Source organism: Mycobacterium sp. IS-3022 (assembly GCF_001500065.1).
GTDB lineage: Bacteria > Actinomycetota > Actinomycetes > Mycobacteriales > Mycobacteriaceae > Mycobacterium.
In genome coordinates this window covers 151171-170942 of record NZ_LQIN01000050.1, presented here as the reverse complement: position 1 = coordinate 170942, position 19772 = coordinate 151171, and the positions used below count along the sequence as shown (strand labels likewise).

The 19772-nt window shown below is 66.9% G+C and carries 19 protein-coding genes and 2 pseudogenes; 11 read left to right on the top strand and 10 right to left on the bottom strand.

All coding sequences use genetic code 11. The annotated features are described in order from the left end of the window. Positions 1 to 14: 14 nt before the first annotated feature. Both AU188_RS23520 and bfr read right to left on the bottom strand, forming a co-directional pair. Positions 15 to 2069, bottom strand: coding sequence for an MDR family MFS transporter (locus AU188_RS23520; RefSeq protein WP_059165873.1), 2055 nt, complete (start codon positions 2067 to 2069; stop codon positions 15 to 17). A gap of 141 nt (positions 2070 to 2210) precedes the next feature. Continuing rightward, on the bottom strand, positions 2211 to 2696 hold the full coding sequence (gene bfr, locus AU188_RS23515; protein ID WP_059165872.1) for a bacterioferritin: 486 nt from the start codon (positions 2694 to 2696) through the stop codon (positions 2211 to 2213). A 241-nt stretch (positions 2697 to 2937) separates the two neighbouring features. Here bfr and AU188_RS23510 point away from each other — a divergent pair, with 241 nt between their 5' ends. Together AU188_RS23510 and AU188_RS23505 are read left to right on the top strand one after the other, a co-directional pair. Beyond that, positions 2938 to 3570, top strand: coding sequence for a hypothetical protein (locus AU188_RS23510; RefSeq protein ID WP_059165871.1), 633 nt, complete (start codon positions 2938 to 2940; stop codon positions 3568 to 3570). Between the two features lie 3 nt (positions 3571 to 3573). After that, entirely contained in the window at positions 3574 to 3783 is a 210-nt protein-coding gene (locus AU188_RS23505; RefSeq protein ID WP_059165870.1) for a (2Fe-2S)-binding protein, read from the top strand. Here the strand turns inward: AU188_RS23505 and AU188_RS23500 are convergent. From AU188_RS23500 to AU188_RS23480, 5 genes are all read right to left on the bottom strand, one after another. Then, positions 3780 to 4550 (bottom strand): enoyl-CoA hydratase/isomerase family protein, encoded by a 771-nt coding sequence (locus AU188_RS23500; protein ID WP_059165869.1) that lies wholly within the window; start codon positions 4548 to 4550, stop codon positions 3780 to 3782. The genes AU188_RS23505 and AU188_RS23500 overlap by 4 nt on opposite strands. Positions 4551 to 4665: 115 nt before the next feature. Continuing rightward, complete coding sequence (locus tag AU188_RS23495; RefSeq protein ID WP_059165868.1) at positions 4666 to 5382, bottom strand: EthD domain-containing protein; 717 nt, start codon at positions 5380 to 5382, stop codon at positions 4666 to 4668. A 26-nt stretch (positions 5383 to 5408) separates the two neighbouring features. Beyond that, complete coding sequence (locus tag AU188_RS23490) at positions 5409 to 5780, bottom strand: hypothetical protein (protein WP_059165867.1); 372 nt, start codon at positions 5778 to 5780, stop codon at positions 5409 to 5411. Continuing rightward, on the bottom strand, positions 5777 to 6484 hold the full coding sequence (scnC, locus tag AU188_RS23485; protein WP_059165866.1) for a thiocyanate hydrolase subunit gamma: 708 nt from the start codon (positions 6482 to 6484) through the stop codon (positions 5777 to 5779). The genes AU188_RS23490 and scnC overlap by 4 nt, the downstream gene beginning before the upstream one ends. Next, the gene (locus AU188_RS23480; protein WP_059165865.1) at positions 6481 to 7317 is read right to left on the bottom strand and encodes an SH3-like domain-containing protein; all 837 of its coding nucleotides are present in this window, start codon (positions 7315 to 7317) and stop codon (positions 6481 to 6483) included. Before AU188_RS23480 ends, scnC begins: the two co-directional genes overlap by 4 nt. 291 nt (positions 7318 to 7608) lie before the next feature. Here AU188_RS23480 and AU188_RS23475 point away from each other — a divergent pair, with 291 nt between their 5' ends. Next, on the top strand, positions 7609 to 9597 hold the full coding sequence (locus AU188_RS23475; protein WP_286137647.1) for an FUSC family protein: 1989 nt from the start codon (positions 7609 to 7611) through the stop codon (positions 9595 to 9597). Here AU188_RS23475 and AU188_RS23470 read toward each other — a convergent pair. Next, positions 9569 to 10246, bottom strand: coding sequence for a DUF5701 family protein (locus tag AU188_RS23470; RefSeq protein ID WP_059165864.1), 678 nt, complete (start codon positions 10244 to 10246; stop codon positions 9569 to 9571). The two genes, AU188_RS23475 and AU188_RS23470, sit on opposite strands and share 29 nt — an antisense overlap. A gap of 64 nt (positions 10247 to 10310) precedes the next feature. On the opposite strand from AU188_RS23470, the gene AU188_RS23465 reads away from it, so the two are divergent. Next, the gene (locus AU188_RS23465) at positions 10311 to 10790 is read left to right on the top strand and encodes a nucleoside deaminase (RefSeq protein WP_059165863.1); all 480 of its coding nucleotides are present in this window, start codon (positions 10311 to 10313) and stop codon (positions 10788 to 10790) included. Between the two features lie 20 nt (positions 10791 to 10810). After that, a complete protein-coding gene (locus AU188_RS23460; RefSeq protein WP_059165940.1) occupies positions 10811 to 12088 on the top strand; it encodes an alpha-amylase family protein in 1278 nt (425 codons plus the stop codon). On the opposite strand, the gene AU188_RS23455 is transcribed toward AU188_RS23460, so the two are convergent. Together AU188_RS23455 and tnpA are read right to left on the bottom strand one after the other, a co-directional pair. Further along, entirely contained in the window at positions 12072 to 12536 is a 465-nt protein-coding gene (locus AU188_RS23455) for a DUF1810 domain-containing protein (RefSeq protein WP_059165862.1), read from the bottom strand. The genes AU188_RS23460 and AU188_RS23455 overlap by 17 nt on opposite strands. 119 nt (positions 12537 to 12655) lie before the next feature. Then, positions 12656 to 13070: pseudogene (tnpA, locus tag AU188_RS23450) on the bottom strand (IS200/IS605 family transposase). Between the two features lie 22 nt (positions 13071 to 13092). On the opposite strand from tnpA, the gene AU188_RS25895 reads away from it, so the two are divergent. The 6 genes and pseudogenes from AU188_RS25895 (at position 13093) to AU188_RS23425 (ending at position 19764) form a co-directional block, all read left to right on the top strand. Further along, entirely contained in the window at positions 13093 to 13596 is a 504-nt protein-coding gene (locus tag AU188_RS25895; protein ID WP_286137646.1) for an RNA-guided endonuclease InsQ/TnpB family protein, read from the top strand. Between the two features lie 60 nt (positions 13597 to 13656). Then, positions 13657 to 14310 (top strand): RNA-guided endonuclease TnpB family protein, encoded by a 654-nt coding sequence (locus tag AU188_RS25890; RefSeq protein WP_502687635.1) that lies wholly within the window; start codon positions 13657 to 13659, stop codon positions 14308 to 14310. Positions 14311 to 14358: 48 nt separating this feature from the next. After that, positions 14359 to 15617, top strand: a pseudogene (locus tag AU188_RS23440) (alpha-hydroxy acid oxidase). A 192-nt stretch (positions 15618 to 15809) separates the two neighbouring features. Continuing rightward, on the top strand, positions 15810 to 16814 hold the full coding sequence (locus AU188_RS23435; protein ID WP_059098514.1) for an esterase family protein: 1005 nt from the start codon (positions 15810 to 15812) through the stop codon (positions 16812 to 16814). 173 nt (positions 16815 to 16987) lie between these two features. Next, positions 16988 to 19327, top strand: a complete 2340-nt coding sequence (gene lon / locus AU188_RS23430) for an endopeptidase La (RefSeq protein ID WP_059165861.1) — start codon at positions 16988 to 16990, stop codon at positions 19325 to 19327. A 104-nt stretch (positions 19328 to 19431) separates the two neighbouring features. After that, positions 19432 to 19764: a TfoX/Sxy family protein gene (locus tag AU188_RS23425; protein WP_059165860.1), complete on the top strand. Its 333-nt coding sequence runs from the start codon at positions 19432 to 19434 to the stop codon at positions 19762 to 19764. Positions 19765 to 19772: the final 8 nt, after the last annotated feature.

Here is a 19772-nt window from a genome sequence, read left to right as displayed (position 1 = left end):
GTTCTAGTTTGGTTTCAGCCCGTGGTGACCAACTGCGGACGGTCGTCGGTCCAGTCGCGCTGCACCAGCATGCGGTGGGCGATTCGCTCGAGCGCCGCCTCCACCTGCAACCGGTCCGGACGCCCCTCGAACGACGGCGAGGTGGCCAGCTTCTCGACGATGCGCCCGACGATCGCGGTGGAGATCGCGTCGACTTGTCTGATTCCCTTTTGGGTGAGCCACAGCCGGCCGCCAGTGCGCAGCGCGAGACCGTGACGCACGAGATCGTCGAAGGCCGGTTCGATGACCTCGTATGGCACCCTCAGTCGTTCGGCGATGTCGGTCAGCGTGGCCGAGCCGAACACCTGGTTCTGCCGGTAGATCTGCAGCAGCGCCCACATTTGGCAGACGTCGAGGTCGCAGCCGGGTTGCGCGGCCAGCGCACGCAACCGGATGTCCGGCGAATCGCGGAACAGCCGGCCGACGGCAACCTCCAGGATCTTCTCCGGCGATTCGGTGCCCGGCATCCCGAAGCCCTCGCCGAGGTCGGTTGCCGACACCATTTCCATCTCACGCAGTTGCACTTCCTTCAGGAACAGCGAGACGACGAAGCCGACGACGGCGACCGGGACGACGTAGAGGAACACCCGGCCCAGCGAGTCGGCGTATGCATCGATGATCGGCGCGGCCATCTCCGGCGACAACGTGTGCAGTGCCTGTGGCGACTCGGCGGCGAGTGGCGGCGCGCCGCTGACAGCCAGCGCCGGCCCGATCCGGCTCGCGAGGAAATTGGCGAACAGGCTGCCGAAAATCGCTGCGCCGAAAGAACTTCCGATGGCCCGAAAGAATGTGACACCCGACGTCGCCACTCCGAGGTCGGCGAAGCTCGAGGTGTTCTGGACGACCAGGATGAGGACCTGCATGCAGAGGCCGATTCCCGCGCCGAGGATGAACAGAAACAGCGACTGCTCCCAGGTCGGCGTCGCCGCATCCATGCCGGACAGCAAGAAGAACGCCACCGCCATGACCGCGGTGCCCGCGATCGGGAACACCTTGTACCGGCCGGTGCGTCCGACGATGTTCCCGCTGCCGATCGAGGTGATGAGCATGCCCACGACCATCGGCAGAGTTCGCAGGCCGGATTCCGTCGCCGACACGCCGTCGACGAACTGCATGAACGTCGGCAGGAACGTCAACGCCCCGAGCATGGCGAAACCGACGATGAAGCCCAATATGCAGCACACTGTGAACACCGGGCTGGCGAACAGCCGGATCGGCAGAATCGGTTCGGCCGCATGCAGTTCCACCCAGATGAAGATCGCGAGCGCGACGGCCGAGGTCGCGAACAACCCGGTGATGACCGCCGATGACCATGGGTAGGTGCTGCCGCCCCAGCTGGTCGCCAGCGTCAGCCCGGACGCCCCCAGTCCGATGAAGAGAATGCCGGCGTAGTCGATGACCGCCCGGCCGGCCTTCGCCAGCGACGGGATGGCCACGGTGCCGACCGCGAGAACGACGAGCGCGATCGGGACGTTGATCCAGAATGCCCAGCGCCAGCTGAGGTGATCGGTGAAGAACCCGCCGAGCAGAGGGCCGATCACCGTGGTGACGCCGAACACCGCGCCGAGCGCGCCTTGGTACCGTCCGCGCTCCCGGAGCGGGATGACCTCACCGATGACGGCCATAGCCGTCACCATGATCGCGCCGCCGCCGATGCCCTGCAGGGCGCGCGAGGCGACCAGCGCAGCCATCGATCCGGCCATGCCGCACAGCACCGACCCGCCGAGGAAGAACAGCACCGAGACCTGGAACACCGTCTTGCGGCCGAACAGGTCGCCCAGCTTGCCGACCACCGCGGTGACGATCGTCGAGGCGAGCAGGTAACTGGTGACCACCCAGGACTGGTGACCGGCGCCGCCGAGATCGGCCACCACCGTCGGCAGCGCGGTCGCCACGATCGTCTGGTCGAGGGCTGCCAACAGCATGCCGAGCAGCACCGCAACGAAGATGATGTTGCGGCGCCGGCGGCTGATCAGCGCGCCACCGGACTCCCGGTCGGCGGTGGCGCTCGGCGTGGCCTGGCTGGTCATGTCTCCCTTCCGAGGCGAAACTCTCCACACCCATATCGTTAGCCAGGCTAGGAAAGTTACACACCCCGACGAGGGTTGCCCCGCGTGCGTGCGTAAAACGCTGGCGGAAAGGGAGGTGTCGCCGGGGTCCTCGGGAGGCGCTTACAGGGAGGTCGGCGGGCGCGACACGCACTGTGCCGCGTAGAGCTCGTCGCCCAGCTTGTCCATCAGCTGCAGCTGGGTCTCGAGGTAGTCGATGTGGTCTTCCTCGTTGGACAGGATCTTCTCCAGCAGTGTGGCCGAGATCGCGTCGCCCTTCTCGCGGCACATGATGATGCCCGGGCGCAGGCGCTCCAGCACCTCGTACTCGATCGCCAGGTCGGCCTCGAACTGCTCACGCAAGGTCTGACCGATTCGCAGGGAGAACAACCGCTGATAGTTCGGGAGCCCGTCGAGCAGAAGAATGCGGTTGGTGATGTCCTCCGCGTGATTCATTTCTTCGAACGACTCTTTACGCGTGTATTCGGCGAGTTCGGTGAAGCCCCAATTCGCTTGCATCTTCGAATGCAGGAAATACTGGTTAATGGCTGTGAGTTCGCTCGTCAATTGCTCGTTGAGCAATTTCAGGACGTCCGGATCGCCTTGCATGGTGACTCCTTGGGCGCTTGAGGGCTGGTCAGGCATCGCTTCGATTGTGCACCTTCCAAACTAGTCCAGTTATGGCCGACAAGCTCGCTTTAATGCTTGCGCGAGGCGTGTTTTCGGCACAATGACGAGCCATCGCGGTGACTCGAGGCGCTGATGCGGGCCCTAGTCTGGACTGCCTAGGCTAAGTAAGGTTAGACTGCGCTAACCATTGGGCCGGAGTCGAGACAGGCGGTGAGAATCGATGAGTGAGTACGACCTGCACTCGCTGATTCTTGCGTGCGACTTTCGAGTTGATGACGTCGAGCGAATGTGGAAATGGCTCAAGAAACGTCACGACAATTTGCAATCAATTGGTGCCCATCATGTCGTCGTGTACACGTCGATTTGGGAGCCGAACCGGGTGCTCGTCACAATTGGAATCCGCAATCCCCGGTCAATTCGCGAGGTTTTGCGCTCGTCGGCGGTTTTCGAGTGGTTCGACGTCGCCGGAGTCGACGACATACCGCCGGTCTTCGGCGGCGAAGTTGTCGAGAAGATCGACCTGTACGCCCCCTCGCCCGCCGATCACGTGGGCCGCGTGGTGGTGGGCGTCATGTCGTCGGTCGAGGACGTGTCGGCGCTGATGGTCAAGGTGCACGACGGTATCGAGCGCTTCAAGCGCAGCGGGGTGCGCAAGATCTGGGTCTACCGTGCCCTGGACGACGGACACGAAGTGATGATCCTGCAGGAGATCGAGGACGAGGTCGCCGCCAGGCAGTGGATCGATCACCCGGACGCGGCTGCCGAGTGGATGTCCAACGTCGGTCTTGGCGCCTATCCGACGCAGTTTGTCGGTCGGTTCGCCCATCTGATGAGCGTCGACGGGCAGGGCTGACCGATGTTTGTCTGCCTGTGCACCGGAGTCACCAGCCACGACGTCACCGAATGCGTGGCCAACGGAGCCCGGACGTCCAAACAGATCGCCGAGGCCTGCGGCGCCGGCGGCGACTGCGGGCGGTGCCGGCGCACCCTGCGGGCGATCCTCGCCGCGCACGCCGAGGTCGAGCTCGAGGTCGACGACCCGGCGCCCAGGGTGGCGAGTCGCTAGTCTGTTCCGCGCTTGCCGGTGAACTCGGCCAGTGCGCTCGCGTTCGCCCCGGCGCCCATCAACACGGCGAAATGTTCGATCTCCCTGGCGGTGGCGGCGGCGATACCGTCCCGGGTCGGCGCGGTGATGGTCTGCTTGACCGCCATCAAGCTCGCGACGGGCCGCGCCGCGAGTATGTCGGCGTGACGGCGGGCTTCGGGCAGCAGGTCCTCGGGCGCACACACCTTCCATGCCAGCCCCATTCGCTGTGCCTCATCCGCATCCACCCACTCCGATGACATCAGCAGCCAGGCGGCGTTCTGGCGGCCCATCAGCCGCGGCAGCAGGTACGACGACGCCGCCTCGGGTGCGACACCGAGGCTGGTGAACGGCGTTTTGAGCCGTGCGGTCGTCGACATGAAGACCAGATCCGCGTAGCCCAGGATCGTTGCCCCGATACCGACACCGACGCCGTTGACCGCGCAGATCAACGGTTTCGGGAAGTCGGTGAGGGCATCGATCATGGTGGTGAAATGGCTGCCCTGCTCGTTGAACGCGGGATCGGTGATGCGCCTTTGCATCTCGACGAGATCGTTGCCCGCGCTGAATGCCCGCCCCTCACCGGTCAGCAGCACCACCGCGACCTCCGGGTCAGCGGCGGCCTCATTCAGGGCGACGGCAGTCGCGCCGTACATCTCCTCGTTGAACGCGTTGAGCACCTCGGGCCGGTTCAGGGTCAGGGTGCGGACCCGGTTGTCGTCGGCGATCTGCAGGGTCGTGTCAGCCACGGCAGCAGCGTAAGCGCTCCGCGAACTGACTGCCGCGGGCGGGTGCGACGAGTCGGACCGTGCGGGGCGGTTTGATCACACGATTTCGGATCCGGCCCAATCACCGCTGGCCTGCCTATCGCCGGGAAGTGTTGGTGGCGAACGGAGTTCGATAGACATAACGACTGGTCGGCACCGTGTCGACGTCGCGGTTCGCGCCGAACGCCTCGGTGCTGGCCACCATGCGGTCCATCCGGCTGCGCAACTCGTCGTCGTCGTCCGCACCGAAGAACGCGTGCAAATCGGAGGTCGCCGCTGCGGGAAACAGCTCCTCGACGATCGCTGCGATGGCCGGTGCCGCGGGTGTCAACGGGCGGACCACAGCGTTCTGCGTGTAGCCGAACGTCGACTGCGTCTCGATGGCCACCGGTGTGTGGTCGACGTGCCAGCGCGTCAGCCAGGTCGCCTCGTCGAGCTCGGCCGGTCTGCGCAGCAACGCGACGTTGGCCAGACCTTCGGTGCGTTGCCCCGGACGGGTTTCCGGCGGGGCGAGCGGAACCGATTCGGTGACGAGGTAGGCCGCGACCGCGTCGGCCTCCTTCCTCAGCCGGGCGACCGCAGCGGTCACCTGGTCGCCGTAATACTGCTGCGTCCACAGGCTGACGAACCCGACCACCGGCGGGTCCAGCGTCGTCAGCGTCATCAACGAGTCCCGCACCGGATCGTCGCGCACGTTGACGGTCAACCCCGGAACATCGAGGTCGAGCAGGTCGGGCACGACGGATCCCAGAATCCGCTCGCACCACGCCTCGTCGGCGTCCGTCGCTCTGAGCGTGATGATGACCTTTTCCACGAGGCGAACTCGACGCCGAGCGGCGCTCAGGCTTCCAGCCGCCGGCGGATCGCGGCGAGGCGTTGCCGCAGTTCGGCTTCGCCGATGATGCCGCGCACCACCAGCGAGTGGGCCAGTGACACCAACTGGTTCTCCGGATAAGGCAGGTTCGAGTAGCGCGTCGCCGACAGCACGTCCTCCTCGTCGCGGCGCTGCTTGAAATCCGGGATGTCGTCGTCGCAGGCGGCGCGGTCGAGCGCGTCGCACATACCGTCCAGGCTGGTCTTCCACGGCGGCACCGGGTTCTCCACCCCGTACTTTGCGGCCATCCGGGACCACACCTGGTTGCGCTCGACGATCTCTTCCAGAGGTGCGATCGCCGACCGCTCGACGCCCGCCGAATCCGTTGTGCCGCTCATGCTTTCGGTACGGGATGAACGGCCGGGCGGGTGTCGGTGATGACGTTGGTGGTCACCCCCGCTTTCGGCAGCGCGACGCCGATCAAGCAGTCGCGCGTGACGATTTCGGCGAGTTGTTCCTCGGTCCAGTCCTCGGTGCCCTCGGGGCGCATGGGCATCACCATGAACCGGTGCTTCTGATTGGAATCCTGTACCCGGATGGCGATCTCGTCGGGCAGATAAAGGCCGAACTCCGCCAGCACCTGGCGCGGCCAGCGGACCATGCGCCTGCGGTAGTTCGGCGTGCGGTACCACTCGGGTGAGTTGCCCAGGATGGGGCGCGGGTAGCAGGAGCACAGCGCGCAGACGATCACGTTGTGCAGTGTCGGGGTGTCGGCGAGGATCTCGAACGCGGTGAAGTCGCTGGGTGTTCCGAATCCGGTCGGTTCCATCCAGTCGACGCCGACCTCCTTGCTGGCGGTCATGGGTTCGGCAAGGGCGAGTTTCTTGAATTCGGGATCTAGCCACGCCCGGGCCACCAGGGTCGCCGCCGGAGTCGGCCCGATCTGTTCGGCGAACTCGGTGAAGCGCCGATGCTCCTCGGCGGTGAAGATGCCCTTCTCGATGCACAGTTCGCGTAACGCGATCTCGAGGACCTCGAAGTCGGTGATCTCGTCGACCATCGGTGCGACGGTGCGGTCGTGGTCGTGGTCGTGACCGGTCATGCGGCGGCCTCCAGCCAATGCTCGGGGATCTCGGTCTGTATGACGTCGTCGCCGGTGCCGGTGTAGCCGTGCCACAGCTCCGACATGGTGAACCGCACGACGTAGAACCATTCCGGTTTGGCCGGGCGGTCCCAGGTCTCGTCCTCGGCCGCCGGGCTCTCGTAAGCAACTGTCGCGATCTCGCCTCTGGCGCCGCGCACGTACTCCGGAGTGCGGGTGTAGAAGATCACCGGCAGCTCGCGCACGACGACCGCGTCGCCGACCTTGAATTTCGGCTCGCCGGCCTGCCCGGCATAGACCTGCGGATCGCCCTTGCCCACCGCATGCTTGTGATGGGCGTTGCGCTTGACCTGCGACCCGTCCCCCTCGAACTTCGGCTTCGCTTCCAGCGTCTTTCCGGCCAGGCCGCCCTCGTAGCGTGCCTTGACCTCTGCCATCCGCTCGCTCAACTCGGTCAGCCCGATGTGATGCTTTTCGACCAGCACCCGCGCGACGGCCAAGAGCCAGCGGCCGTAGTACGGCAGGCCCAGGTATTCAGCCCGGCCCACATCGACGTTGCCGATCCGTCGGCGTTCCTCCGAGAGCCAGATGCCGCGCCAGGCGAGGACCTCGCAGATCACATACGTCATGTGCTCCCAGAGTTCGTACTGCTTGTTCTCGTACTTCATCGGCGCATCCGGTTCGCCGCCGACATCATGGACGGGTTTGAGGTATGCGGTGATCCGGTGGTGATCAAGGAGATCCGGGGTGGGCGCGTCCGGCAGTTCGGGATAGGCCGATTTCAACCGGGCCACCAGATCGAGTTGAGCTGCTCGCTCGGCCGCCGTGCTCATGACGAATCCCTTCGTTGCCGCGGCCGGCCGTCGGACGGCAATCGCGGGTGCGCTCGGTGCTTCTGGTGCGACGTCAGCTGACTTTATCCGCGCACCCGCATGCTCGCAGGGGAATCGGATCCGGGGCCGGATTCGACGGGGCGCCGGAAGCTTTGCGCTGTGCCACACGATATTTGACGCGCTGGAAGGTGCGGGGCATTGCGCGACGCACGGAATCGGCCCGGCTACGCCACCGATCCGGCGCGCGTGTGCTGCAGCCAAGAGAACCCGCGGAGGCGTCAGAATGAATGGGTGAGCACCGGCAGCCGGATCATCGACGCCCTCCGGCCGACCATGCCCGACATCGGGGCGGCAGCGAGGAGCCTGCTCGCGGTGCTGGCAGTGGCCGCCATCGCGCTGCTGTGGGACTCGGGCGCGACCGCGGTGTGGGCCGCGAGCGCGGCGGCGGTCGCCGGGGCCATCGGACTGCAGGACAGCCCCGGCGGGCGGATCACCCGGGTGCTCGTCGTGGCCGTGGAAATGGGGGCCGCGGTTTTCCTCGGATCGCTGGCGTCCTCGTTCGACGTCGTGTTCGTCGCCGTGCTCGCACTGTGGTGCTTCGCCGCCGGGCTGCAGTGGGCGGTAGGGGCCAAGGCGGGTCTGGTCGCCGCCGCGGCCGGTGCGCTGCTCGCGATCGCGCCGCCACTGGCGCCGTCGGCGGGGTCGGTGCTGGTCCCGACCATCCTGACGATGGCCGCTGCGGCGGTGCAGGCGGCGTTGATCGCCGTCTGGCCGCCGCAGCGGTGGCGCACTCAACGTGACGCGTTGACCGAGGCCTATCGAGCACTGGGCACCTCTGCGCGTGAGGGCGCGCAGGACGCTGAGACGCCCGCCACCGCGGTACTGATGCCGTCGTTGCGCGATGCGTTCGTCGACACTCAAGCCGGCCGTCATCCCGAGGCCTACCGCGGCGGGCACCGGGTGCCCGAACGGATCATGGCGACATTGCGCGCGCTGCGCGGTGCACCTGACGAAACGCGCGAAGAGGTATCCCGGCTGCTCGCGGCCGCAGCCGAGGTGCTGGACGCGATCGCCGACCACAGCCGCACCGCGAGGCGCGACGCCGAGCACGCCCTGGTCCGCTTGGACACCGCGATAGCGGCGCTCGACGCCCCCGACGATGCTGCCGCCAAACGACTTTCCCAACAGTTGCACGAAGCCGCGGAACTGCGCTTCCCCGATCTGTACCGGCCCGATCTGGTCAACCCGCTGCGCGCAGCCCTTGCCGCCGTGCGGGCACACATGACGCTGACGTCGCCGATTCTGCGGCACGCCATCCGGTTGTCCGCGGCCATCGCGATCGGGGCGGCCGCCGACCGGTTCGCACCGGTTGCGTACGGCTACTGGATCCTGCTCACCGTGTTGATGGTGTTGCGGCCCGAGACCGCTCACACCTACACGCGGTGCGTCGGGCGACTGGGGGGCATAACGAGCGGAATCCTGATTGCCTCACTGGTCGTACTGCTGGTGCACCCGACGGGACTGCTCGCCGCCGTGCTGGCCACGCTCTGCCTGGCATCGACATACGCCGCGACCAGGACGGGGTACATCGCCACCAGTGCGACCGTCGCGGCGGCCGCCGTGTTCCTCCTCGAGATCGACACCGCCACTTCGGGTGCGACGCTCGAGGACCGTCTGTTCTCGGTTGTCATCGGTGGTGGCCTCGCGGTGGTGGCGCATGTCGCGCTGCCCGATCACGCGCTGACCCGGCTGCATCACCGGGCCGGCGAGCTGCTCAAGACCGAGATCGACTATGCCGCAACGGTCATTCGCGCTTACGTTCATCAACTCGACCATCCGGCCGACGCCGTGTCCTCGGCGTGGCAACGCGCGTTCCGCGCCCGTGCCGGGTTCGAAGCCGCCTCGGGCGCCACCCGGATGGAGTCCCGCGAGCTACGCCGGTGGTTGCGCTCGTACCGCACCGCGGTGAACGCCGTAACCATCTCGTGCACCGCGCTGGAGGACAGCCTGCCGAGTCGTCCGCCCACGTCGCTGACCCCCGAATTCATCGCCGCCGTCGACGATTTCGTCGACGCCCTGCGTGGCGCACCGCCGAACCCCGGGACACCCTGGACCGTCGACCTCGCGGCGTTGACGGCCGCCAACCAGCAGGTGCGCGACCGGGCGGCCGGGCTCACCGGCGAGGATGGCGCCGCCCGGGTACTGGTCGCCGAGATCGCGTCGATCACCCGTAGCCTGTCCGGGATCGCCGCTATCCGCGAGTCCGCCTCGGCCGAATGAGTTCCTGGCCCAGCGCCTCACGCCCGCCGGTTGAGGCGAACCCCAACCAGGTGTGCCGGTTGCCGGCCCAGCACCAGCCGGCCTTCGGTGCGTCACGGTTGGCGGCGCCGTCGCGACCGGTGCCGTTGCTGATCCACACGGCGGGCGTCCTGGCATCCAGCGCACCCGACGGTTTGGGTCGCCGCGATCCGATGGTCATGAAGCAGCCGTTGCGTTGCAGCGTGTCCGGACGGTGCAGCAGCCAGTGCAGGCCCTCGGTCAGCGTCAACGGTGAGCGCCCGGCGCCCACGATGGCCGGAAGCGCTTCGTCGGGACTCCAGTTCGCCATCGCGTCGCCCCGATCCGGCTCGCGCACCACATACAGCGGGGCGTCCGGCAGCAGCACCGACGGGATCGGCGTGAAGTCGTCGACGTCGACCATGTCCGAGACCACGAAGCCGGGCTTGCCGTTGCAGCGCACGAGCGGGGCCAACGCGGATGCGGGCACCAGGTCCGGGTGCACAGCCAGCAGCGCCCGCCGATCCGCCGGCCGCGCGCACATCTCGCGCAGGCGGCCGGCGGGCAGCCGGGCAAGGTCGTGCACACCGAGCCGGATCAGTGTCTCGGCTTGTTCGGCGAGGGTCGGCAACGGCGTCGTGACGGTCGGCATGGGCCGACAACGAAGCACGCCCGCCCGATAGTTCCTGCTGCGGCCGGTCCGTAGACTTCGGCGGATGGCCATCAGCGACGACGATCTCGCCCGCCTCGGCCGCTGCGTGGAGCTGGCGCGAGAGGCGCTCGAAGAAGGCGATGAACCGTTCGGCTCACTGCTGGTCGACAGGGCTGGCCGGACCTTGTTCGAGGATCGCAATCGCGTCAAGGACGGCGACCAGACCCGGCACCCGGAGTTCGCGATCGTCCGCTGGGCGGTGGCCAACCTGACCCCCGAGCAGCGGGCCGACGCAACCGTGTACACCTCCGGCGAGCACTGCCCGATGTGCGCGGCGGGCCACGCCTGGGTCGGTCTCGGACGCATCGTGTACGCCACGTCGTCGGCGCAGCTGACCGGATGGCTGACCGAATGGGGGGCGCCGGCGTCACCCGTTGCGCCGCTGGCGATCACGACGGTGGCCCCCGGAGTCGTGGTCGACGGGCCGGCCGCGCAGTTCAGCGACACGATGAAGACTCTCTACGAGGCGAAGTTCCGGCCATGAACGTGTCTTCGCGCGGTGCGGTGGCCGAACCGGGCTGGGTCGAACACGTCATCTGGTGGCACATCTACCCGCTCGGTTTCGTCGGGGCTTATCCCGTCGACCCGCCGCCCGGGCCCGAGGAGCACCGGCTGCGCCGCATCATCGATTGGCTGGACCACGCGATCGCGCTCGGCGCGTCGGGACTCGCACTCGGACCGGTGTTCTCCTCGAGCAGCCACGGCTACGACACCACCGACCACTTCCGCATCGACCCGCGACTCGGTGACGACGAGGATTTCGACGCGCTCGTCGGCGAGGCGCGCCGCCGCGGCCTGCGGGTGCTGCTCGACGGTGTGTTCAACCATGTCGGAACCGATTTCACCAACACGTCGTGGTTTCGACGGCGCAATGGAGCTCTCGACACGTTCGAGGGTCACGGCGATCTCATCGCGCTGGATCACGAAAACCCTGCGGTGGTGGACTACGTCGTCGACGTGATGACCCACTGGTTGCGCCGCGGTGCCGACGGCTGGCGCCTCGACGCCGCATACGCCGTCGCGGACCGGTTCTGGGCGCAGGTGCTACCGCGGGTCCGCGAACAGTTCCCCGACGCGTACTTCCTCGCCGAGATCATCCACGGCGACTACGCGGAGCGGGTGCGCGCGTCGGGTTTCGACTCGGTAACGCAGTACGAGCTGTGGAAGGCCGTCTGGAGCAGCCTCAACGACGGCAACTTTCACGAGCTCGACTGGGCGCTGTTGCGCCACAACGAGTTTCTCGACACATTCGTGCCCACGACGTTCGTCGGCAACCACGACGTCACCCGGATCGCCAGCCGGCTGGACGACATCCGTCACCTCGAGCACGCGTTGGTGCTGCAGATGACGACCGGCGGTACGCCGAGTGTCTACGCCGGTGACGAGTTCGCCTACCGCGGAGTCAAAGAGGAGAGGTACGGGGGTGACGACGCCGTGCGACCGGAGTTCGGCGCCACCGCGGTCGGTGCCGACGAACACGGCGAGGATGTACTGCGGCTGCACCGGTACCTGATCGGGCTGCGCCGACGCCATCCGTGGCTGCACACGGCCCGCACCTCGGCGCTGCTGTTGACCAACCGCCAGTACGTCTACCAGACCCGCGTCAGCTCCGAGGCGCTGATCGTCGCGCTCAACATCGACGACGAGGCGCTGCCGATCTCGTTGCCCGAGCTCGGATTCGACCGGGGTGAGATCCTCGCGGGGTCGGGTGCGCCGCCGGCGGATGTCGTCGTGACGACCGACGTCGGGCCGCACGGCTGGCTGATCATCGCTCCGCGCTGAGCCGTTGGATGGTGAGCGGGTCCGGTTCGCCGTTGTAATACTTCGTCAACACCCGATCGAACATGGCTGCGGCGTCGGGGTCGTCGGTGGCTTGGCGAAACAGCGTCATCGACGACCGCACCTTGAGGTTGTCCGGCCAGCCGAACAACTCGTCGGCAGACGCCCGCCCGCTGCGGGCGACCAGCTGCGTGCACTCGCGCAGCCGCGGCCCCAGCACATCGTGAGCAAGGTAGGCCCGCGCCTCGGCGAGCGAGGAGATCCCGTACCGCTCCGCGATCGCGCTCCTGCCGAGGCCGCGCAGTTGCGGAAACACGAACCAGATCCAGTGGCTGCGTTTGCGGCCGGCGCGCAGTTCGGCCAGCACGGTTTCGTACACGGGCCGCTGAGCGTCGACGAAGCGCTGCAGGTCGAACGGATCGCCCGCAGGTACCGATTTGTCGTCAGCCATCTCATCGGCAAGTCTGGCAAGCTACTCTGTGCGATTCAATGACCGATGTCTTGGGCGCAAGCCTGGCCATTTATGGCGGGGTGAGCCCATCCCGATCGTCGTCGGGCGTAGCCCGGCGGTCAGAGTGGTCGGGCTTGTCCGTCGATGTATTGCTTGGTGATCGATTAAGGGTGCGCCTCCGCAGGAGACAGCGAAGTAGGACGGCGACCAGAGGTGTCCGCGCATGCGGGCACGAACACATGCGCCGGTGTACTCGCGGCGCACGGCGTGGGCGGTGCGGCCTTTGAGTCGCTGGACCAGCGTGGAGATCGCCAACGTGTGTGGGTAGGCGACCAGCAGGTGCACATGGTCAGCTTCTCCGTTGAACTCGACCAACTCGACGTCCAGGTCCGCGCAGATCCCGCGCATGATGCGCTCGCAGTAGGTGAGCATGGCGTTGGTGAACACCTTCCGGCGGTATTTGGTCACGAACACCAGATGGGCGTGCAACAGCGACACGCTGTGGCGGCCACGACGATAGGTGTGGGTTGTCATAGATGCGCCTTACAGTCGGGGAATGCAGATGCGCTACCGGTACCGCATTGAACCGACACCGGCCCAGCAGGCGATGCTGGCGCGGGTGTTCGGATGCGCCCGGGTGGTGTTCAACGATGCGCTGCGGGTCCGCGACGAGGCGTACCGGGCCGGGGTGAAGCTCTCCGACAGCGAGATTCAGCGCCGGGTGATCACCGCGGCGAAGAGAACCAGCGAGCGGGCCTGGCTGTGTGAGGTACCCAGCGTGGCGCTGGTGCAGTCGGTTAACGATTCCCGGCGTGCCTGGCGCAACTTCTTCGACTCACACACTCGGAAACGTCCGGGCCGGCGGGTTGGTCGTCCACGGTTCAAATCCCGCAAGGATCACCGCCAGTCGTTTCGGCTCACCCGCAACGGTTTCAGTCTCAAACCCAACGGCCGGTTATTCCTGGCCAAGGTCGGCGAAGTGCGGGTGCGCTGGTCACGCGAGCTGCCGTCTGCACCGTCGAGCGTAACGATCATCCGGGAACCGGATGGGCATTTCTAGGCCAGCTTCGTCGTCGACGTTGCGTCCCTACCTCTGCCGGTGGTGGACCGAGAGGCCGGCGTGGATGTGGGGATCGCTCGGCTGGCGACAGTCGCCACCAGCGACGGTGGGCGGTCAGAGATCACCAATCCGAAGCATTTGGGTCGCAAGCTGCGCAAACTGGCGCGGTTGGAGCGGGAGAAGTCCCGCCGGCAGAAAGGATCAGCCAACAGGGACAAGTCGCGGCGCAACGTGGCCGCCGCGCACAACGAGGTTGCCCGTGCTCGACGGGACTATCACCACAAGCAGGCTCTGGCGTTAGTTCGCGACAACCAAGTGATCCACGTCGAAGACCTCAACATCTCCGGGATGGTCCAAAACCGTCGTCTGGCACGAGCGATCAGCGATGTCGGGTGGGGTCAGTTCGTGCGGATCATCGGCGAGAAAGCCGACCGCTACCGGCGCACCGTGCACACCGTGTCGCGGTGGTTGCCGTCGAGCAAAACCTGTTCAACACCCCGATGTGGGTATGTGATCGACGAACTGCCACTGCAGATCCGGTCGTGGACGTGCCCGCACTGCGGGGCGGTCCACGATCGCGACCACAACGCCGCCAAGAACATTCTCGCTGCCGGGCGGGCAGAGAGACTAAACGCCTGTGGAGCCTCTGTAAGTCCTCCCACCACTCGGGAGGCACGGGGCGATGAAGCAGGAAGCACCCCAACCGCGGCCTAGCCGCACGGGAATCCCCGCCATTCATGGCGGGGAGCACGTCAAAGGTGCATCATCGTGAAGCGTCGGGTGCCGCGCCCGCGTGAGTTGGCGCCGCTGCTGCAGTTCAAGAAGCCGCAGCGCAACGCGACGCAGCGCAGGCTGGCGGCCGCTCTGACGATCGACGACCTGCGACGGATCGCCAAGCGCCGGACCCCCAGGGCGGCGTTCGACTACGCCGACGGCGCGGCCGAAGACGAACTTTCGTTGGGGCGTGCCCGGCAGGCCTTCCGCGACATCGAGTTTCACCCCGCAATCCTGCGTGACGTCGCCAGCGTGGACACGAGTGGGACGGTGCTCGGTGGCCACGTCGGCCTGCCGTTCGGCATCGCGCCGACCGGCTTCACCCGCCTGATGCACACCGAGGGCGAGATCGCGGGCGCGCGCGCCGCCGCGCGTGCCGGCATCCCGTTTGCGCTGTCCACCTTGGGCACCAGCTCGATCGAACAGGTCAGAGCGCTAACCCGCACGGGCGCAACTGGTTTCAGTTGTACATGTGGAAGGACCGGGACCGGTCGATGACGCTGGTCGAGCGGGCTGCGGCGGCGGGCTACGACACGCTGCTGGTGACCGTTGACGTACCGGTTGCGGGCGCGCGCCTGCGCGACACCCGTAACGGTATGTCGATTCCGCCGACGCTCACGCTGCGCACCGTGCTCGACGCGGTCCCCCACCCCCGCTGGTGGTTCGACCTGCTCACCACCGAACCGTTGTCGTTCGCGTCGTTGGACCGATGGCCGGGCACCGTGGCCGAGTATCTCGACACCATGTTCGACCCGACGGTGACCTTCGACGACCTGACGTGGATCAAGCAGCAGTGGCCGAACAAGTTGGTGGTCAAGGGAATTCAGAGCCTTGACGATGCCAGGGCGGTTGTCGACCTCGGCGTGGACGGCGTCGTGCTGTCCAACCACGGCGGCCGCCAACTCGACCGCGCACCGGTGCCGTTTCACCTGCTGCCGCGTGTCGCGCACGAACTCGGCGACGATACGGAGATTTTGCTGGACACCGGAGTGATGTCCGGCGCCGACATCGTCGCGGCGATCGCTCTCGGGGCGCGTTTCACGCTGGTGGGCCGTGCCTACCTCTACGGCCTGATGGCCGGCGGCGAGGCCGGCGTCGACCGCGCGATCGAAATCTTGTCGCAGCAGGTCAACCGCACGATGCGGCTGCTCGGCGTGAGGTCTGTGAGCGAGCTCGGCCCGCGGCATGTCACCCAGTTGCACCGGCTGAGGGCCGGCGTGTCGGACGCAGCGCCGCGAACCACATAGGTACCTCTGTTCACACAGGTAACAGCACGCTTCGTGTCTTCCTGAGTCCTCGCCGAGTCGTAATCGTTAGCCAACCGCGACGTCGTAACTGCATGTCGAGCCGACAGTCCCACTGCCAGGACGTGTTTCATTACGCACGCACAGCAACGGCAATTGCTTGTGGAAGCGATGAAAGGTGGGTTGGTTGCCGTTATGAAGTTCTTCGAGAGGTGCCGAGGTACCGGCACAAAATTGTTGCGCCGGATGGCGGTGGTCGCCTTCACGGCGGCGGCGCTCCCCGGGCTGATCGGCTTCGCCGGGGGTTCGGCGACCGCGGGAGCCTTCTCCCGCCCGGGCCTGCCCGTCGAGTATCTGGATGTGTTCTCCCCGGCGATGAACCGCAACATCCGGATCCAGTTCCAGGGCGGTGGACCGCACGCCGTTTATCTGCTCGACGGCCTGCGCGCCCAGGACGATTTCAACGGCTGGGACATCAACACCCCGGCCTTCGAGTGGTATCACCAGTCGGGGTTGTCGGTCGTCATGCCGGTCGGCGGGCAGTCCAGCTTCTACACCGACTGGTACCAGCCGTCGCGGGGTAACGGCCAGGACTACACCTACAAGTGGGAGACGTTCCTGACCCAGGAGCTGCCCGCGTGGCTGGAAGCCAACAAGGGCGTGTCGCAGAACGGCAATGCCGTGGTGGGCATTTCGATGGCCGGCAGCACCGCGCTGACGTACTCGATCTACTACCCGCAGAAGTTCATCTACGCGGCATCGCTGTCGGGCTTCCTCAATCCCTCCGAGGGATGGTGGCCGATGCTGATCGGGCTGGCGATGCAAGACGCGGGCGGGTACAACGCCGAAAGCATGTGGGGCCCGTCATCGGATCCGGCGTGGAAACGCAACGACCCGATGGTCAACATCCGCCAGTTGGTGGCCAACAACACCCGCATCTGGATCTACTGCGGCACCGGTACGCCGTCGGATCTGGACTCGGGTACCGCGGGCCAGAACCTGATGGCTGCGCAGTTCCTCGAAGGGTTCACGTTGCGAACCAACATCACCTTCCGGGACAACTACGTCGCCGCGGGCGGCACCAACGGCGTGTTCAACTTCCCGCCACAAGGCACTCACAGCTGGGGTTACTGGGGTCAGCAGCTCGAGATGATGAAGCCTGACATCCAGCGGGTGCTGGGGGCGCAGGCCAGCGCCTAAGGGCCACCGCCGAGATCCACCCACAACAGGAAGCCTGCCGTTTCCCCCGAACGGCAGGCTTCCTGCCGTTTCGGGTGTCCCGTGTCGCGCCGTACGCGCAGAGTGAACGCCCGCGGGAACAAACATGACACCGCCAGGGTTGAGTCCGTTCGACTGAACTTTGGAGGTATTTCATGGCTCAAGCCAAGACAGTGCCGGTGCTCTTTCTGAGCGAGTCGATCGTGCTGCCCGGAATGGTGGTGCCGATCGAGCTCGACGACACCGCGCGCGCCGCCATCGAGGCGGCCAGGGCCGCCGCATCCGATGGAGCCGGCGAGCTGCTGATCGCTCCGCGGCTCGAGGACCGGTATCCGTCCTACGGTGTGCTGGCCGCGATCGTGCAGGTGGGCCGCACGGTCGGCGGACCCGCCGCGATCGTGCGGGGCGGCGCCCGCGCGCACATCGGCGCCGGTGCCACCGGGCCGGGTGCCGCGCTGTGGGTCGAGGTGACTGAGGTGACCGAGCCGGAGCCGACCGAGGAGACCGTGAAACTCGCCGCGGAGTACAAGAAGCTTCTGCTGGCAATGCTGCAGCGGCGCGAGGCGTGGCAGATCATCGACTTTGTCAACCAGCTCTCCGATCCCTCGGCGCTGGCCGACACCGCCGGATATGCGTCCTATCTGACGCAGGTCCAGAAGCGTCAGCTGCTCGAGACCCCGGACGTCGCCGCACGGTTGCGTGCGCTGATCGAGTGGACCGGTGATCAGCTCGCGGAGGTCGAGGTCAACGAGAAGATCGCCGAGGACGTGCGCGAGGGCATGGAGAAGACGCAGAAGGAATTCCTGCTGCGCCAGCAGTTGGCGGCGATCCGCAAGGAACTGGGCGATGACGACGGGACCGGGTCCTCCGATGACTACCGGAGCCGCATCGAGGCCGCCGACCTCCCCGAGAAGGTGCGCGAGGCCGCGCTGCGCGAAGTCGGCAAGCTCGAGCGGTCCAGCGATCAGAGCCCGGAGAGCGGCTGGATCCGTACCTGGTTGGACACCGTGCTGGAGCTGCCGTGGAACGTGCGCACCGAAGACGCGACGGATCTGGTGGCGGCGCGGGCGGTGCTGGACGCCGACCACCACGGCCTCGACGACGTCAAGGAGCGCATCGTTGAGTATCTGGCCGTGCGCGCACGCCGCGCCAAGCGGGGCCTGCAGGTCGTGGGCGGCCGCGGATCGGGTGCGGTGATGGTGCTGGCCGGGCCGCCCGGGGTCGGCAAGACGTCGCTGGGCGAGAGCGTGGCGCGCGCACTGGGCCGCAAGTTCGTCCGCGTCGCTCTCGGCGGTGTGCGGGACGAGGCCGAGATCCGTGGCCACCGACGCACCTACGTCGGCGCGCTGCCCGGCCGCATCGTGCGGGCGATCGGCGACGCGGGTTCGATGAATCCCGTTGTGCTGCTCGACGAGATCGACAAGGTCGGCTCCGACTTCCGCGGCGACCCCGCGGCGGCGCTGCTCGAGGTCCTGGATCCGGCGCAGAACCACACGTTCCGCGACCACTACCTGGACCTGGATCTCGACCTGTCCGATGTGGTGTTCCTGGCGACGGCCAACGTCATCGAGAACATCCCGTCGGCGCTGCTGGACCGCATGGAACTGGTCCAGATCGACGGCTACACCGAAGACGACAAGGTGGCGATCGCCCGCGACTTCCTGCTGCCGCGGCAGCGGGAGCGGGCCGCGTTGACCGAGGACGAGGTGACCGTGTCCGAGGATGCGCTGCGCAAGATCGCCGCGGACTACACCCGCGAACCGGGGGTCCGCCAGTTCGAGCGGTTGCTGGCCAAGGCGCTGCGCAAGGTGACGACGAAGCTGGCCACCGAAGCCGGTCCGATCGTTGTCGACGAGCCGGATCTTGTTGACTACCTTGGTCGTCCGCGGTTCCTGCCGGAAGCGGCCGAACGCACGGCGGTGCCCGGGGTGGCGACCGGGCTGGCGGTCACCGGGCTCGGCGGCGATGTGCTCTACATCGAGGCCGGGGCCCACGGATCAGACGGGGTCGGTGAGGCGACTCTGACGCTGACCGGCCAGCTGGGCGACGTGATGAAGGAGTCGGCGCAGATCGCGCTGTCCTACGTGCGTTCGCACGCCGTGCAGTTGGGCGTCGACCCTGGGGCGCTGGATCGGCGCATCCACATCCACGTCCCCGCAGGAGCGGTGCCGAAGGACGGCCCGTCGGCGGGCGTGACGATGGTGACCGCGCTGGTGTCGATGCTCACCGGCCGACAGGTCCGCTCGGACGTCGGCATGACCGGGGAGGTCACGCTCAACGGCCGGGTGCTGCCGATCGGCGGCGTCAAGCAGAAGCTGCTGGCGGCGCAACGGGCCGGGCTGTCAACGGTTTTCATCCCGCAGCGCAACGAGGCGGATCTGGAGGACGTTCCCGCCGACGTGCTCGACGTGCTCGAGGTCAAGCCGATGACCGATGTCGCGGACATCGTCGCGCAGGCACTGGAACCAGCTCGGGCGCAGGTGGCGGCGGCCTGACGCGAAATCGCGCGCAGGGTCGTAGTTCGCAACGGATCACGACCCTGCGCGCAAAACCGCGCGGGCGGCGAGTAAATGTCGGAGGCTGCCGCTACCGTCGTCGCATGGCCTACGACGAGGACCTGGCCAACCGCATCCGAGAACTTCTCGGCGGCACCCGTGGTGTCGAGGAGAAGCGGATGTTCGGCGGGTTGGCGTTTCTGATCAACGGCAACATGGCGGTGGCGGCCAGCGGGCAGGGGGGCCTGATGGTGCGTGTGCCACTCGACGACACCTCGAAGTTGTTGTCGCGTGACCACGTCGAGCCGATGGTGATGGCGGGAAGAGAGACCCGTGGCTGGCTGCGCGTGTCGGTCGACGGGATCAGGACCAAACGTCAGCTGCAGTCCTGGGTGGGCCGTGGAGTCGACTGCGCCGGAAGTTTGCCGCCGAAATAGCACGGGTA